Here is a 15,599-nt window from a genome sequence, read left to right as displayed (position 1 = left end):
AATATGAGCTCAGTTTAAACCCTAGTGTTCAGCGATGCTTAGCGCCCGTGCAGTGCAAATATTGCTCGCTGATATAACGTAAAATAAGAGATGACCCATGTTCAGTGAATTAAAACCACTACCAACAGATCCAATCCTAGGATTGATGGCTGCTTACAAGCAAGATACAAACCCAAACAAAATTGATTTAGGCGTTGGGGTTTATAAAGACGAACAGGGCGATACACCTGTGCTGCGTGCCGTTAAAAAGGCGGAAGCATTTCGACTAGAAAATGAAAAAACGAAATCTTACATTGGGTTAGCAGGTAACTTAGAGTATTGTCAGCAAATGGAGTCTCTGCTTCTTGGTGAGCACAGCGCATTATTGGCTAATCGAGTTCGCACAGCTCAAACCCCAGGTGGAACGGGTGCGTTGCGTGTAGCGGCGGAGTTCATCAAGCGTTGTAATACCAATGCGACGGTGTGGGTTACTACACCAACATGGGCAAACCACATTAGCTTATTTGAGGCTGCTGGCCTGACGGTTAAAGAGTATCCTTACTACGACTATGAAAACAAGGGACTACTTTTTGATGAAATGATCAGTGCGTTAAAGCAAGTTCCTAAAGGTGATGTTGTATTACTTCACGCATGTTGCCACAACCCAAGCGGTATGGATCTGAATGAAGAGCAGTGGAAAGTTGTTGCGGAGCTTGCAAAAGAGGTTGGTTTTACACCATTAATTGATATTGCATATCAAGGTTTTGGTGCGAGCTTAGACCAAGATGCTTATGGCTTACGTTTACTTGCTGACACTGTGGATGAGCTTATTATCTGTTCTTCATGTTCAAAGAACTTTGGATTGTATCGTGAACGTGTGGGTGCGTGTACGTTGATTTCTAAAGATGCAGCAACAGCAGACATCTCAAATTCAGTATTGTTGAGTGTTGTGCGTAGCATTTATTCAATGCCACCAGCGCATGGTGCTGATATTGTAAACATCATTTTAAGTAGCTCAGAGCTTACGCAAATGTGGCACGACGAATTGGATGAAATGCGTTCACGTATTAACGGCTTGCGTACTTTAATCAAAGATAGCTTAGCGGCCAAGGGCGTTGATCAGGATTTTTCTTTCATCGATAAGCAAAATGGTATGTTCTCATTTTTAGGTATCAACAAAGATCAAATTGATCGCTTACAAAAAGAATATGGCATCTATATTGTTGGGTCGAGCCGAGTAAACGTCGCCGGTATCAGCCAAGCAAATATAGATTATTTTGCTAATGCAGTTGCTGATGTATTGAAGTAACTGACAGCCTGATGTTAAAAAAGCCGCAGATAGCGGCTTTTTTATTGTGAGTTGTAACCTTTACTAACTACGCCTCTTTTAGCGGCGTTACGTTTTCAGTGTTCGTTTTGGCTGAAGGCTTAGCTTTTTTTGTTGCAACGGGTTTGCCGCCTTTGAGTACAGCTAAGAACTCATCTTTTTGCTTGGCAATCTCAAGTGCTAGCGACTCAACTTGTTGCTCGCTAAGAGGAACATCAACTTTGCTCAGCATCTGCTCTAACGACTCTGCAACGTCTAACATTTTGTCGTATGCATCAGCCTCTTTTTTACTGGTAAAGGTCATGCGCTCGACTCCATTTCTTTCAACCACATACTTAACAATAACAGCCATGATCACTCCTGCTAAACACTGTTTTTTTATACAGTAAATCTTTCTGGGGCATTATGCAAGGTTTTATTCACCTTTGCTACCTATCCTCACCAGCATAACGCAGCTTTATTAAATTAAAACGACTATGTGGTTTTCATAAGTAAGTATCTTGACAAATTAAGGTGCATTTCCTTTATTTAATATTCCTTGATAGTAAGTAGTTTAGAAGTATGACTACATACACAAAGGATTAAATTAAGGAATATAACTAGTAAGGAACTACTATGATGAAATCAATTATACTTGTCGTAACTCTGATCATGGGTTTTGGGCTTAATCATAATGCGGGTGCTCAAGAGCTCAATCAATCTGCTAGCGTTAAGGTCGTTGAACCCACCACTCACTTGGTCGATATTAACTCCGCTTCAGTCGATGAACTGGCAAAGCTGCCTGGTGTAGGGCAAAAGAAGGCGCAAGCTATTATCGACTATCGCCAAACCAACGGTCGATTTGTGGACTTCGATGGATTGCAGCAAGTCAAAGGTATTGGTAGCCGTATTGCTGCTAAGTTAGAGGGCAAGATTCGTTTTTAAAAAATGATTAAGGGCCCATGGGGCCCTTTCTAGGTTTGCTCAGAGTCAAACTTGTCTACAGCTTTGTTGAACCATGGTTTGGCAAACATGATTTCAATTGGACTGGTGAGGATAGGGTAGCTAAGTCCAGCTAACAATAATACCGGTAATAAGCTCCACCCTTCAAAGTAAGCTAACGCGATGAAAAAAGGTATTAATACCGTAAGTTTAGTAATACGCAGTGCCACTTTACGCGTAGCAGGCATTTCATCTAATGCGATAGCTAATATGCGTTGTTTATCACGTAGCTTGTAGCGCTCCAGCGATTTTATCTGACTAAGGCGGATTATCATTTTGTGCGAACCAAAATACTTGATGCCAAAATGGCGATGAAGCTTAAACTATAAAACGCAAATATGATCTCCATCCACCCTGGCATACTGAGTGATAAGAAAGACCAATCAATGTTTCCACAGTCTCCAGTGGCGGCGAAAAAAGCAGGGAACCACTCGTGCAATGGCATGAAGCTGGGAAAGTTTGGCACGATGTCACAGGTAAAGGCAAAAGGGTCTGTGGTCGTTTGCATATTGATATGTTCACGGGCGATCACCCAACCCCAAATACTACTGACTCCCCAAATGGTGAAGCCCAATCCTTTAACCAACCAGTTTGTTGGTGATAAATAGCCTACGATGCCTGCGGCAAATAAACCAAGCATGGCAGTTCGTTGATAAATACACATGATGCACGGCTCTAGGCCCATCACATACTGAAAATACAATGCTGTGACTTCGAACAATCCAGCACTCAAAGCCAGTAACGCCCATGCCTTTTTAGATGAAGACAGTGAACTTAACCAATTCATACCTACTCCTGAGTATTATTTTGTGGTTATTATGAGTCATAAACGCTTTTTGCTGCAACTAATCTCGGTATAGCGACAAGCTGGCCGCTAATCGTTATCTTTGCTTGTTAGTTGAAAATCATCTGGTACAATCAGTGGATTGCATAATGTGCGGTCATTTTTTAAGAAGTGGTGCTAAATGAGAATTTTCAAAGCCAAGAGTCCAGCAGGGTTTGCTGAGGAGTATATTGTTGAATCTATATGGAACGGAGAGTTTCCACCGGGTTCTATTTTACCTGCCGAGCGAGAGCTGTCTGAATTAATTGGCGTCACTAGAACCACACTGCGTGAGGTGCTTCAGCGTTTAGCCAGAGATGGTTGGCTAACTATCCAACATGGAAAACCAACACGTGTAAATAACTTCTGGGAAACATCCGGTTTAAACATCCTTGAGACGCTCGCGCGTTTAGATGAAGACAAGATGCCGGAGTTAACAGATCAACTATTGTCTGCTCGCACAAATATTAGCGCAATTTATACTCGCGCCGCTATTAAGTTTAATCCTCAATCTGTAATTGAAATACTATCAAAAAGTGATGAGTTAGAAGATACCGCTGAAGCGTTTGCTGAATATGACTATCGTGTTCATCATCAACTGGCCGTTGCGGGTAATAACCGCATCTATGTGCTGGTACTTAATGGTTTTAAGGGTCTGTACTCAAAAATTGGTGGCCATTACTTCTCCGATGCTCGCACTAGGGAATTGGCAAGACAGTTTTATAAAGACCTGACTGTACTTGCTCAGGAACAAAACCATGATGGTGCAATTTCGTTAATGCGTAAATACGGTCATAAAACCGGTGAAATCTGGCAGCAACTCCGTGGTGAAATGCCAGACAATATTATGGACTAAATAGACTCACAAAAAGCGCCTCTTAATTAAGAGGCGTTTTTTGTATACGCGATGCAAAGTCGTAATCAAAAAAATTGATGATAGTTATCGCTTTATTCGATTGTTATTTTACAGTGATGAGGAATACACTGGGGCCAAATTTTTTTGAGGTTGTTTTTTTGAAAACCGCCTCAATATAGACAGTACAGTTTTAGCGCATGGATATGTGCTAAATATAATTGGACAAAAAACCTAACTATTTGGAGAAAACAATGGGTGTATTAGTTGGCCGTCAGGCACCAGACTTTACAGCAGCAGCGGTACTAGGTAATGGCGAAATCGTAGATAGCTACAATCTACATGAAAACATCAAAGGTAAAAAAGCGGTTGTGTTCTTTTACCCACTAGACTTCACTTTTGTTTGTCCTTCTGAATTGATCGCATTCGACAAGCGCTTTGAAGAGTTCCAAAAGCGTGGCGTTGAAGTTATCGGTGTTTCAATCGATTCACAATTCTCACACAACGCATGGCGTAATACACCTGTAAACGAAGGTGGTATTGGTCCAGTTAAGTATGCACTTGTTGCAGACGTAAAACACGAGATTTGTAAGGCGTATGACGTTGAACATCCAGAAGCTGGTGTTGCATTCCGTGGTTCATTCCTAATCGACGAAGAAGGTAATGTACGTCACCAAGTAGTTAACGATCTTCCTTTAGGTCGTAACATCGACGAAATGCTTCGTATGGTTGACGCACTTGCGTTCCACAGCGAGCATGGTGAAGTATGTCCAGCAGGTTGGACTGAAGGTAAAGCAGGTATGGACGCAAGCCCTGAAGGTGTTGCTAAGTTCCTATCTGAAAACGAAGGCGCGCTATAATAAGCCATCTTCCGCTTTAAGAAACCCGCCGCTTGGCGGGTTTTTATTTGCCTGCACGCCTCGTTTATTCTTGATACCACCATATAGTTACCCCATGCTGAGTCTTTGGCCGACAAAGCGAAGTAGCTCTATTCCCATGTATGCCACAAATGTGCTTAGTACTGGTAGAGAAAGCAAGCTTATTAACATTAGTTCAGAACTCATAGTGAGCTTTCCTGTTCTACTTGAGTCGACTTTGACACCACGACAGTGGCTTCTTGCTCTGAAGCGTTGTCTAGAGATTGAGTTACAGCTTTAAGCGTTGACGCTTTCAACTCTTCAATACTGTTATTGATACTTGTGGTGATGGCATTGCTGATCACCTCAGATAGTTCAACGGAGGCATCAGATTGTAGGGGGTTTGCATAGCTGGTTGCACTCGCACAACCTATTAATACGATAGCAGTTAGTTTAGATAAAGTTTTCATAATATTGCTCCTTTGCATTGTTAGTCGTGATTACTATTACAAAGGTTGTGCCATATTATAAATTTTCTTTAACTTACTGATTTTTATTCATTTTAATTTTTCATCTAGTGGTCAATAACTCTGTGAGTGCGAAATTGACCACTCTAAATGGTTAAAAAAGCTATATTTTAGCTATCTTGTTCAAGCAACTGATAAATCAATTTTTTCACAGTGTCAGGTTCAAAAGGTTTGTCACAAAGTGCGTTCACGCCAGATTGCATAATGTTGGATAAGTGCGCATCGTTTGCCTCTGACGTAACCATAAGTACTGGAATATGGGCATGTTTGTCACTATTACGGATTGACTCTGTAAGCTCCTGACCATTGACCTGCGGCATATTGTAATCGGTCACTATCAAATCAAACATTTGTGTTTGCAATATCTCAAGGGCTTGAGCACCATCTTCAGCCTCAGTGAACCGGCTTGCTCCCAAGTTAGTCAATACTCTGTGTATGTACTGTCTTGCCAACTTTGAGTCATCAACGATGAGGACGCGCAAATCCTGAATATCATAAAGGTCTAGCTCAAGCTCCTGTGGAGATAAAATATCCAATGTGGCGTTGATGGCTTTACCTAAATGCTGTTTGTTAAATGGTTTAGGTAAAATCGCAATGACGCCGGACTGTTTAAATATCTCCAGTTGCTCTTTTCGCGTTTCACTGGAAATAAGCATAAATGGAATGGAGTATTCGCTGAGGTCATGGTTGATGTGATGTTGGATATCTACCGCGCTGCCATCTGGGAGGTGAAGGCAAGAAATAATCAGATCCGGAATGTTGCTTTCTAATTGGGCTTTTGCATCAGCGATAGAATCGGCAAAATCAATGTGTAAGATACCTTCGCCTTGCAGCTCTTTTGTAATAATTTTTCGTTGCGTCGGAGATGGCTCAATAAGCAAGATAGCAAGATCAGCACTTAGTAATTCGTTCATATGAACCCTGTTAATGTATGCGTTATCGATATTCGTTATCGGGCATATTAACCAATGGTGCGCTTATGAGCCAGTTAATTAAGAGTATCGCGCTGCTTAGCGCCTAAACTCATCCGATTGCGGCAGGTCCACTAAGATTAAAACAGCACCTTTGCCGCCGTATTCGAGCGGAGCCTGATGCATAGCGAGTATATCTGGATGTTGAACAAGATACTGCGGCACCTTGTGTTTTAATATGTGCTCACCAATTCCGTGTACGACACAGGCACAGTAGTAGTGTTGCTTTTTGCAGGCATGGATTAACGCAGCCAACTCTTCTTTAGCGCGATCTTTATTTAAACCGTGTAAATCGAGGATCAACTCTGGGGCAATATCTCCACGACGTAGCTGCTTAGCAAGGTATCTGTCAGCCCCTGGTCTGACATAGTTGACCGTGCCATGGGTATCTATGTCGGGGATATACTCGTCGGAAAAATAAAATTCAGACTGATGCTGCTTTGTTTGACTGGCAAGCTCATTTAGTTTGGGCTTGCTGGGGGCCTTTTCAAAGCGCACTGTATCTTGCTTATACTTGGTTGCACCAGCAATAGACTGACGGAATAAATCAAGATCAGCATCATCAATCATGTGGGAGTTTGGGCGTTCTTTTTTCATTGGCACATTCTAAATAAAAAAAGCATAAAAACCCAGCTTAAAAACCGCTACAATAGCAACAATTACATTATGATGACTGAGATAAAAACATGAGCGAATTTCAGGTAACAGAAGCGTTAACGCAAGAAACAGTAAGTGATTTACTAACAATCAGAGATTGGCTGCGTTGGACCACTAGCCAGTTTGCAAGTGAGGGGCTGTTTTTTGGCCATGGTACAGATAACGCGTGGGATGAAGCGGTAAGCCTTGTGTTACCTATTTTAAACCTACCTTTGGATACGCCAACGGAGTTAATGAACTCCCGTCTTACTCGTACTGAGAAACTTCGGTTGTTGAGTTATATAGAAACGCGAATTGTTGAGCGCACTCCCGTTGCTTATTTGACCAATCAAGCGTGGTTTGCGGGAATGCCTTTTTATGTTGATGAGAGAGTATTAGTTCCGCGTTCGCCTTTTGCGGAATTAATCAATAACAAGTTTGCTCCTTGGTTGAGCGCTGAGCAAAGTGTGACGCGCATTTTAGATATGTGTACAGGCTCTGGCTGTATTGCAATCGCATTAGCCCAGACTTTTCCTGAAGCACAAGTAGATGCTGTGGATATCTCGTATGACGCTCTGGAAGTGGCAAATATCAATATTGATGATTACATGCTACAAGATCAGGTGTTTGCAATTCAATCTGATGTATTTAGTGGCATTGAGGGTCAGAAGTACGACTTAATTGTTGCTAACCCACCTTATGTTGATGCTGAAGATATGGCGGATTTACCCCATGAGTTTCATCATGAACCTGAGCTTGGATTGGCATCAGGAGAAGATGGCTTGGATGTCACTCGTACGATTTTACAACAGGCCGCAGAGCACTTGACGGATGACGGATGGTTATTTGTCGAAGTAGGTAACTCTATGGTACATATGGAAGCACTGTATCCAGGGGCACCGTTTGAATGGGTTGAATTTGAACATGGTGGTCTTGGGGTGTTCGCGGTTTCAAAGCAGCAATTAATCGCATATTTTAATGATTGAGTTGGTTTATTTGTGAAGTAACTCAGTGTGTTAGGGGTGTCATTTGGAATGAGGATAAATAATGGCAGGTAATAGCATAGGTCAACTTTTTAAAGTGAGTACCTTCGGAGAAAGTCATGGTCCGGCCTTAGGTGGTGTGGTTGATGGTGTTCCGGCGGGGCTAGAGCTTTGTGAAGCTGATTTGCAAATTGATTTAGACAGACGAAAGCCCGGACAAAGTCGCTACACCACACAGCGCAGAGAAGGGGATGAAGTAAAAATTCTTTCTGGGGTATTTGAAGGTAAAACAACAGGAACCAGTATTGGCTTACTGATTGAAAATACAGATCAACGCTCGCAAGACTACAGCAAGATTGCCGATGTGTTTCGCCCAGGCCATGGAGATTATACCTACTGGCATAAATATGGTCACCGTGATTACCGAGGGGGAGGGCGCTCATCCGCCAGAGAAACTGCGATTAGAGTTGCGGCAGGTGGTATTGCCAAGAAGTATCTTCGCCAAGTACATGGTATTGAAATTAACGCGTGTTTATCTCAATTAGGTCCAATCAAAGCTGCACAATTCGACTGGCAGCTTGTTGAGCAGAACCCATTCTTCTTTCCTGACGAAAGCAAGCTGGATGAACTTGACGAGTACATGCGCGAGCTGAAAAAGTCTGGTGACTCTATTGGTGCGAAAGTCATGGTTGTGGCTAAGAATGTACCCGTTGGCTTAGGTGAACCTGTTTTCGACCGTTTGGATGCGGAACTTGCCCACTCTTTGATGAGTATTAATGCGGTTAAAGGTGTAGAGATTGGAGATGGCTTTGCGGTTGTTGAACAAAAAGGTTCACAACACCGTGATGAGTTGACACCAGAAGGCTTTACCAGTAACCACGCGGGTGGAGTTTTAGCGGGTATTTCAACAGGCCAAGATATTGTTGCCTCAATTGCGCTTAAGCCAACATCTAGTATTACTATTCCAGGCAAGAGTATTAATACATCCAATGAAGCAATCGAGATGATCACCAAAGGACGTCATGACCCATGTGTTGGAATTCGTGCCATACCCATCGCGGAAGCAATGATGGCGATTACCTTGATGGATCACTTGTTACGTCAGCGAGGGCAAAACCCCGATGTGCAATTAGCACATGGTCCTATCAAAGCAAGTAAAGAATAAGTCTATATCACTGGTTTTCATGATTATTAGCAAAATGAAAACCAGTCCTTACCTCAGATGTATTTAGCCTAATGTTGTTTAATCATCCTCTCTCACTTGGGAAAAGTTATTCCAAACACTTAAAAATCAGCTACCTTATTAATCAGTAGATGGAAAAGCACCGTATACCAATAAAAACTGTTATGGATTAGATGATGAAACGTATCTTAATATTATTTCTCTTGCCTATCGTGTTGTGTGCCACAAGCTATGTAAACGCGCAAGTAGAGTTTAAATTGCAACAATTATCAACTCACCTTCATGTGCTCTATGGTCAGGGGGGGAATATCGCCATCAGCGTGGGCAAGGATGGTATTTATTTGGTTGATGATCAGTTTGCAAAATTGAGTGATGACATTAAAGCGCAAGTGAGTAAGTTACAACCGGGTGCCACAGAGTTTGTGATTAACACGCATCACCATGGTGATCATACTGGAGGGAACGAAAACTTTGCTAAGGCAGGTAGTCATGTTATTGCACATCATAATGTCTATCGCCGTTTAAAAGACAAACATGGTGAAGGTTCACAATTCTTGCCAGTGATCAGTTTTAGTAAAGATATGACACTGCACTTTAATGGGGAGCATGCCAGTATTTGGCACTACGCGAATGCCCATACAGATGGCGATGTTGTGATCTTTTATGAGCAGGCTAATGTGGTACACACGGGCGATATCTTTTTCAATCTAAGCAGCTTGCCATTTGTGGATGTAGATAGTGGTGGTTCGTTAGATGGTGTGATTGCTGCGGTTTCGAGTATCCTAGAGCGTATTGATGATAAGACGAAAGTGATCCCAGGTCACGGTCCAGTAACTAATAAAAGCGGTTTGCTGGAATATAAAATGCTTCTTGAGCAAGCAAAAAAAATTATGCTTGTGGCAATAGAAAAACACACAACTCTAGATGCGGTCGTAGCTGCGCAGCCGCTGGCAGAGTTAAAGCTCAGTTATTCCAATTGGCTTCCCCAAGAACGAGTTACGAGATTGTTTTATCGCAGTTTGACATCATCAGCAAACAGTCAAGAATAATGGCGAGTTACTCAGCGGATCCAGTACAGCCTTGTTTTTAATGCTGTAAATCATTGCTGTAGGAACACATAATAGATGGCGTTGTGATGATCTCCACGCATATGAAGGAATAGTAATGACACAAGTAATAAACTCTTTACAGCAGCGCAGCAACTTTTCGTCATTAGAAAGTATATGGTGGCGACGAACTCAATTGCTTAACTGCGCTGGCTCAGAAAGTGTGTTGGACAGCGAAGTCGATCGCGCGATATTTGATTTGCTGGGAGTGAGTCAACATCAGGGTATTACTGCTGTATTCGAGCATGCTTCATCATTTGATGGGTTTTTAAATCATGTTGAGCAGTTAAGCGGCATTAGTGGGCAGGGCCTCGCGCGTGCTAATGCTTATCTAAATGACTTAGCTCAGCCGACATGGGTGCAGCAGAAATTTGACGAGATAGCTGCTATGCCTAATGTTTTAACTGACGAAGATATACAGCAGTGGCATGAGGATGGTTATGTGATCTTGAGACAGGCACTTGACCTTGAACTGTGCAGCAAAGTAATCAAGGCGATTGCTGATTTTTTAGATATTGATATCAACGACCCATCACAGTGGTATGGTCTAAAGATGCGTAATGGCATTATGGTTGATTTAATTCAACATCCAGCGCTAACACAAGCACGCAATGTCAAACGAATTCATAAAGCCTACAGTCAGCTATGGGAAACAGAAGATTTAGTCGTTTCAGTCGATAGATGTGGCTTTAATCCTCCACACACTCAAGAACACCCATTTTCAGGGCCCGATTTGCACTGGGATCTTAACTTTGCTAAACCATTAAAATTTGGCACTCAAGGCATCGTATATTTGACTGATACGGCACCTGAGCAGGGAGCATTAACTGTTGTGCCGGGCTTTCACCTCAAGTCGCCCGATCTGATTGGGCAATATGCAAACAATCAGCATCAAACTGACTTTCATCAATTTGGTTCCAGAGCGATTGGCGCAAATGCTGGAGATATGGTGATTTGGCATCACTTTTTGCCACATGGTAGTCGAGCGAACCTCACCGAACAGCCTCGAATTGTTCAATATATAAACATGTATCCGTTCCCACAAATTAGCTGAATCACCAACAAAAACCGGCTGAAGGACAAGCTCTTAGGAAAAGTACTGAGTTTCCCGTCAAGTTATACTTATTGAAGGTGTGCATGGGTCGTTATAGATAGCAAAAAGCCACAACAGTGTGTGGCTTTTTTGTTTTGTAAAATTAGGAAGTAAGTTTAGCTATGATATTTTTCACAAGCTTCTAAAGTATTTTCAATCAAGCTAGCCACTGTCATCGGGCCCACACCTCCTGGTACGGGAGTAATAAAGCTGGCGTTTTGCTCAGCAACATTGTATTGCACATCGCCAACCAACTTGCCAGAATCTAAACGGTTAATACCTACATCAATGACAATCGCACCCTCCTTAACCCAATCACCAGGGATAAACTCGGGCTTACCGACTGCTACAACCAATAGATCGGCTCTTCTAACGTGAGCTTCTAAATCTTGGGTAAACTTGTGGCACACAGTGGTTGTACAGCCTGCTAGCAAAAGCTCTAAAGACATCGGGCGACCGACAATATTTGAAGCCCCCACGACGACAGCGTGCATACCTTTGTAGCGTACGCCGGTTGAATCTAGTAACGTCATGATACCTTTTGGCGTGCAAGGTCTAAGGGCTGGCATTCTTTGCGCTAAGCGTCCAATGTTATATGGGTGGAAACCATCTACATCTTTATGTGGATGAATACGCTCAAGTATTTTTTCAGCATCTAGGCCTTGAGGCAGAGGTAATTGAACTAAAATACCATCCACTTCAGGGTCGTTATTTAAAGTATCAACTAGCTCTAGTAATTGTTGTTCACTTGCATCCCCTGGGAGGTCGAAAGATTTTGAAATAAACCCAACTTCTTCACATGCTTTGCGTTTTGAACCAACATAAACCTGACTGGCAGGATCTTGTCCTACCAATACAACTGCTAGTCCAGGGACGCGAAGTCCCTGTTCAACGCGCTCGGCAACACGTTTGGTTACTGTTGTGCGTACTTGTTTGGCGATTGCCTTACCATCTATGATGTTTGCCGTCATGGGTGACCTTTCTTGGGATTAAAAACTTGAACGATAGTGAGCGTATAGGGGTTGCGCTCATATTGCCACTTTCACAATAAAGAAAATGGCGTTATGGCGCTATTTTCTCAGAAAACAGCGCAAGCGCCAAGCTGATATACCGTTTTAGCTGTTAATATATATGCGTTGCTTTCATTTTGAGTCCAAAATTGTTTAATTTTCAGCAAACTGATCTGCTTTTTGAACATTTTGTAGTAAAAGTAGTCAGTTGAAACGATTTTTTGAAAAAGTGTTTGACCTAGTTCGGCCAAATCACTATTATGCACCCCGTTGTCAACGAGGTCACTCGAAAACAACAAAATGGTATCGGCGATTAGCGCAGTTTGGTAGCGCACTTGGTTTGGGTCCAAGGGGTCGCAGGTTCAAATCCTGCATCGCCGACCACTTTAAAGTAAGAATAGTAACATGAAGATGTTCGTATGCGCCCTTAGCTCAGCTGGATAGAGCAACGCCCTTCTAAGGCGTCGGTCGAAGGTTCGAATCCTTCAGGGTGCGCCATTCTTATTTTAGTCCCTATGTAGTGGCGGCTGTAGCTCAGTTGGTAGAGCCCTGGATTGTGATTCCGGTTGTCGTGGGTTCAAGTCCCATCAGTCGCCCCATCTACATACTTCGTCGGCGATTAGCGCAGTTTGGTAGCGCACTTGGTTTGGGTCCAAGGGGTCGCAGGTTCAAATCCTGCATCGCCGACCACTTCTTCAAAGATACATTTATCTACATCGGCGATTAGCGCAGTTTGGTAGCGCACTTGGTTTGGGTCCAAGGGGTCGCAGGTTCAAATCCTGCATCGCCGACCATTTTGTCCTGTTTTAAGTAATCCTATCTACTAATTAATTAACCAAGTTTTAACCATTCAAGCCTTAAATCTTCATAAATTTATCCTGATTGCTCGACTAAACGGTTTTATAGGTTATAATGCCGCGTCTATTGTTTAACATAGCGCCCATGAAGGGCAGGCAACAAGAACAACACATGCAATTAGTGCTCAAAACGGACTTCCGTTGATAGGCTGATTACGGCATGATGTGCAACTTGTTTGTAAGGAAGGCGCGTTGTCGCCAAAATTGAAGATTGAGGTAAATCATGCAAGTTTCTGTTGAGACGACTCAAGGCCTTGAGCGCCGTCTGACTATCACCGTTCCTGCAGAGAACGTTGAGACTGAAGTTAAAAAACGCTTACAACAACTGTCTAGAACTCAGCGTATAGATGGTTTCCGTGTTGGTAAAGTTCCAGTGTCTGTTATCGCAAAGCGTTTCGGTGCTGCTGTTCGTCAAGAAGTAGCGGGCGAGCTAATGCAACGTAATTACATTGAAGCGATTGTAGCTGAGAAAATTAACCCTGCAGGTGCGCCTTCTTTTGCACCAAAATCTTTAGAAGCAGGTAAAGACTTAGAATTCGATGCAACTTTTGAAGTATATCCAGAAGTTGAATTAAAAGACCTTGATAAAATCACTGTTGAAAAACCAGTTGTAGAAGTAACTGATGAAGATTTAGCAAACATGCTTGAAACGCTTCGTAAGCAACACGCTACTTGGGTAGAAAGTGATGCAGCTGCAGGTGAAAAAGACAGAGTTACTATCGATTTCGTTGGTACTGTTGACGGTGAAGAATTTGAAGGCGGTAAAGCAGAAGACTTCCCTCTTGAGCTAGGCCAAGGCCGTATGATCCCAGGTTTTGAAGAGGGTATCGTAGGCAAAAAAGTAGGCGAAGAAGTAGTTGCAGATGTTACTTTCCCTGAAGAATACCACGCAGAGAACCTAAAAGGTAAGCCAGCGCAATTCACTATCACAGTGAAGAAAGTTGAAGTTCAAGAACTTCCTGAGCTAAACGACGAGTTCGCAACTAAGTTTGGTGTTGCTGAAGGTGGCGTTGAAGGTCTAAAAGAAGAAGTTAAAAAGAACATGACACGTGAGCTTACTCAAGCAGTTAAAGCGAACGTTAAAGACCAAGCGATCAAAGGCCTTTTAGAGCATAACGAAACTGATGTTCCTAAAGCGTTAATCGATCAAGAAATCAATGCATTGCGTCAGCAAGCTGCACAACGTTTTGGTGGCAACGCGCAAAACATGCCTGAGCTTCCTGCTGAATTGTTCCACGAGCAAGCGGTAACACGTGTTAAGACGGGTCTACTACTTGGTGAAGTGATCAAAGCAAACGACATTAAAGTTGATGAAGCGAAAGTTGACGAGCTAATCGAAACCGTAGCGTCTGCTTATGAAGATCCAAGTGAAGTTGTAGCTTATTACAAGAGCAACGAACAAATGATGCAGCAAATGCGTAACGTAGCGATGGAAGAGCAAGCGGTTGAAGCTATTTTAGCTGCTGCAAACGTTTCTGACGTTACTAAAGCATTTGACGAAATCATGAATCCGCAGCAAGGTGCTTAATAAGTCATTGACTTAAAGCTAAGCTAACGATTTAATGGCTCGAGATGTTCTACACTGGTTTGTAGTCTATCCGAGCCATTTTTATTTGTAGGCACAAAATACCAACTAAACGCAGTGCTGAAAACAAGCTGCGGATTAAGGAATAAAAATATGAATGACGGTATGATTGATCCCCTAAATGCATTAGTCCCTATGGTTGTTGAGCAAACGGCTAAGGGTGAGCGCTCTTTCGATATTTATTCGCGTCTTCTAAAAGAGCGTATTATCTTTTTGACGGGTCAAGTTGAAGATCACATGGCAAACTTGATTGTTGCACAGTTGCTGTTTTTAGAGTCTGAAAGCCCTGAAAAAGATATCTTCCTTTACATTAACTCTCCAGGCGGTTCGGTAACAGCTGGTATGTCTATCTATGATACGATGAACTTTATCAAGCCAGACGTGAGCACAGTGTGTGTAGGTCAAGCTGCTAGTATGGGCGCATTTTTGTTGTCTGGTGGTGCCAAGGGTAAGCGTTATTGTCTACCTAATTCAAGAGTGATGATCCATCAGCCTTTAGGTGGTTTCCAAGGGCAGGCATCAGATTTCGAAATTCATGCTAAAGAGATCCTATCAATTAAAGAAAAGCTCAATCGCTTAATGGCAGAGCACACCGGTCAGCCGTTTGACATCGTTTCACGCGATACCGATAGAGATAACTTCATGAGTGCTCAGGATGCGGTTGAGTACGGGCTAGTAGATGCTGTTCATACGCGTCGAGAAATCAAGTAAATCTTACAGGTGAGGCAAGAAACCTCATCCTGCAACTATGCTAAAGTGAACTTTATTTGGTATAGTTAAAATCATGTATATGGTTACCGCATTGTTAGGTAACAACGAAAATAAGAG

The 15,599-nt window shown here is 42.6% G+C and carries 17 protein-coding genes and 5 tRNA genes; 15 read left to right on the top strand and 7 right to left on the bottom strand.

Annotated features, from left to right (window positions below; all coding sequences use genetic code 11):
- The first annotated feature begins 97 nt into the window (after positions 1-97).
- The gene (locus tag C2M32_RS13450; protein ID WP_105168865.1) at positions 98-1,288 is read left to right on the top strand and encodes an amino acid aminotransferase; all 1,191 of its coding nucleotides are present in this window, start codon (positions 98-100) and stop codon (positions 1,286-1,288) included.
- A gap of 67 nt (positions 1,289-1,355) precedes the next feature.
- Here C2M32_RS13450 and C2M32_RS13445 read toward each other — a convergent pair whose 3' ends face one another.
- Positions 1,356-1,658, bottom strand: a complete 303-nt coding sequence (locus C2M32_RS13445) for a YebG family protein (RefSeq protein WP_105168864.1) — start codon at positions 1,656-1,658, stop codon at positions 1,356-1,358.
- A 263-nt stretch (positions 1,659-1,921) separates the two neighbouring features.
- On the opposite strand from C2M32_RS13445, the gene C2M32_RS13440 reads away from it, so the two are divergent.
- Entirely contained in the window at positions 1,922-2,230 is a 309-nt protein-coding gene (locus tag C2M32_RS13440; protein ID WP_234401295.1) for a ComEA family DNA-binding protein, read from the top strand.
- Positions 2,231-2,259: 29 nt separating this feature from the next.
- On the opposite strand, the gene C2M32_RS13435 is transcribed toward C2M32_RS13440, so the two are convergent.
- Complete coding sequence (locus tag C2M32_RS13435; RefSeq protein WP_105168863.1) at positions 2,260-2,562, bottom strand: hypothetical protein; 303 nt, start codon at positions 2,560-2,562, stop codon at positions 2,260-2,262.
- Positions 2,559-3,074, bottom strand: a complete 516-nt coding sequence (dsbB, locus tag C2M32_RS13430) for a disulfide bond formation protein DsbB (RefSeq protein ID WP_105168862.1) — start codon at positions 3,072-3,074, stop codon at positions 2,559-2,561. Before dsbB ends, C2M32_RS13435 begins: the two co-directional genes overlap by 4 nt.
- A 178-nt stretch (positions 3,075-3,252) precedes the next feature.
- On the opposite strand from dsbB, the gene fadR reads away from it, so the two are divergent.
- Together fadR and C2M32_RS13420 are read left to right on the top strand one after the other, a co-directional pair.
- Positions 3,253-3,966 (top strand): fatty acid metabolism transcriptional regulator FadR, encoded by a 714-nt coding sequence (gene fadR, locus C2M32_RS13425; RefSeq protein WP_105168861.1) that lies wholly within the window; start codon positions 3,253-3,255, stop codon positions 3,964-3,966.
- A 251-nt stretch (positions 3,967-4,217) separates the two neighbouring features.
- Positions 4,218-4,823 (top strand): peroxiredoxin C, encoded by a 606-nt coding sequence (locus C2M32_RS13420; protein WP_105168860.1) that lies wholly within the window; start codon positions 4,218-4,220, stop codon positions 4,821-4,823.
- Positions 4,824-5,023: 200 nt separating this feature from the next.
- Here the strand turns inward: C2M32_RS13420 and C2M32_RS13415 are convergent, their stop codons facing one another.
- The 3 genes from C2M32_RS13415 to smrB all read right to left on the bottom strand — a co-directional run bounded on the left by C2M32_RS13415 (position 5,024) and on the right by smrB (position 6,915).
- Positions 5,024-5,290 (bottom strand): hypothetical protein, encoded by a 267-nt coding sequence (locus C2M32_RS13415; protein ID WP_105168859.1) that lies wholly within the window; start codon positions 5,288-5,290, stop codon positions 5,024-5,026.
- 167 nt (positions 5,291-5,457) lie between these two features.
- Positions 5,458-6,261 carry a response regulator gene (locus tag C2M32_RS13410; RefSeq protein WP_105168858.1) on the bottom strand — a complete coding sequence of 268 codons (804 nt, stop codon included), beginning with the start codon at positions 6,259-6,261 and terminating at the stop codon, positions 5,458-5,460.
- Positions 6,262-6,357: 96 nt separating this feature from the next.
- On the bottom strand, positions 6,358-6,915 hold the full coding sequence (gene smrB / locus C2M32_RS13405) for an endonuclease SmrB (protein WP_105168857.1): 558 nt from the start codon (positions 6,913-6,915) through the stop codon (positions 6,358-6,360).
- Between the two features lie 89 nt (positions 6,916-7,004).
- On the opposite strand from smrB, the gene prmB reads away from it, so the two are divergent.
- From prmB to C2M32_RS13385, 4 genes are all read left to right on the top strand, one after another.
- Positions 7,005-7,940 (top strand): 50S ribosomal protein L3 N(5)-glutamine methyltransferase, encoded by a 936-nt coding sequence (gene prmB / locus C2M32_RS13400; RefSeq protein WP_105168856.1) that lies wholly within the window; start codon positions 7,005-7,007, stop codon positions 7,938-7,940.
- Between the two features lie 61 nt (positions 7,941-8,001).
- On the top strand, positions 8,002-9,102 hold the full coding sequence (aroC, locus tag C2M32_RS13395) for a chorismate synthase (protein ID WP_105168855.1): 1,101 nt from the start codon (positions 8,002-8,004) through the stop codon (positions 9,100-9,102).
- A 194-nt stretch (positions 9,103-9,296) separates the two neighbouring features.
- Entirely contained in the window at positions 9,297-10,169 is an 873-nt protein-coding gene (locus C2M32_RS13390; RefSeq protein ID WP_105168854.1) for an MBL fold metallo-hydrolase, read from the top strand.
- Positions 10,170-10,284: 115 nt separating this feature from the next.
- Complete coding sequence (locus C2M32_RS13385) at positions 10,285-11,280, top strand: phytanoyl-CoA dioxygenase family protein (RefSeq protein ID WP_105168853.1); 996 nt, start codon at positions 10,285-10,287, stop codon at positions 11,278-11,280.
- Between the two features lie 155 nt (positions 11,281-11,435).
- Here C2M32_RS13385 and folD read toward each other — a convergent pair whose 3' ends face one another.
- On the bottom strand, positions 11,436-12,290 hold the full coding sequence (gene folD / locus C2M32_RS13380; protein WP_105168852.1) for a bifunctional methylenetetrahydrofolate dehydrogenase/methenyltetrahydrofolate cyclohydrolase FolD: 855 nt from the start codon (positions 12,288-12,290) through the stop codon (positions 11,436-11,438).
- Positions 12,291-12,636: 346 nt separating this feature from the next.
- Here folD and C2M32_RS13370 point away from each other — a divergent pair.
- The 7 genes from C2M32_RS13370 to clpP all read left to right on the top strand — a co-directional run bounded on the left by C2M32_RS13370 (position 12,637) and on the right by clpP (position 15,482).
- Positions 12,637-12,713: transfer RNA gene (locus C2M32_RS13370), tRNA-Pro, on the top strand.
- A 37-nt stretch (positions 12,714-12,750) separates the two neighbouring features.
- Positions 12,751-12,827: transfer RNA gene (locus C2M32_RS13365), tRNA-Arg, on the top strand.
- Positions 12,828-12,852: 25 nt separating this feature from the next.
- Positions 12,853-12,928: transfer RNA gene (locus C2M32_RS13360), tRNA-His, on the top strand.
- 14 nt (positions 12,929-12,942) lie between these two features.
- Positions 12,943-13,019: transfer RNA gene (locus C2M32_RS13355), tRNA-Pro, on the top strand.
- 27 nt (positions 13,020-13,046) lie between these two features.
- Positions 13,047-13,123: transfer RNA gene (locus tag C2M32_RS13350), tRNA-Pro, on the top strand.
- 286 nt (positions 13,124-13,409) lie between these two features.
- Positions 13,410-14,714: a trigger factor gene (gene tig / locus C2M32_RS13345; RefSeq protein ID WP_105168850.1), complete on the top strand. Its 1,305-nt coding sequence runs from the start codon at positions 13,410-13,412 to the stop codon at positions 14,712-14,714.
- Positions 14,715-14,864: 150 nt separating this feature from the next.
- Positions 14,865-15,482 (top strand): ATP-dependent Clp endopeptidase proteolytic subunit ClpP, encoded by a 618-nt coding sequence (clpP, locus tag C2M32_RS13340; RefSeq protein ID WP_105168849.1) that lies wholly within the window; start codon positions 14,865-14,867, stop codon positions 15,480-15,482.
- The last annotated feature ends 117 nt before the right edge of the window (positions 15,483-15,599 follow it).

Source organism: Pseudoalteromonas sp. T1lg23B, assembly GCF_002964665.1.
Classification (GTDB): Bacteria; Pseudomonadota; Gammaproteobacteria; order Enterobacterales; family Alteromonadaceae; genus Pseudoalteromonas.
Note: the sequence above shows the minus strand (reverse complement) of the source record. Positions and strands in the feature narration are given on the sequence as shown.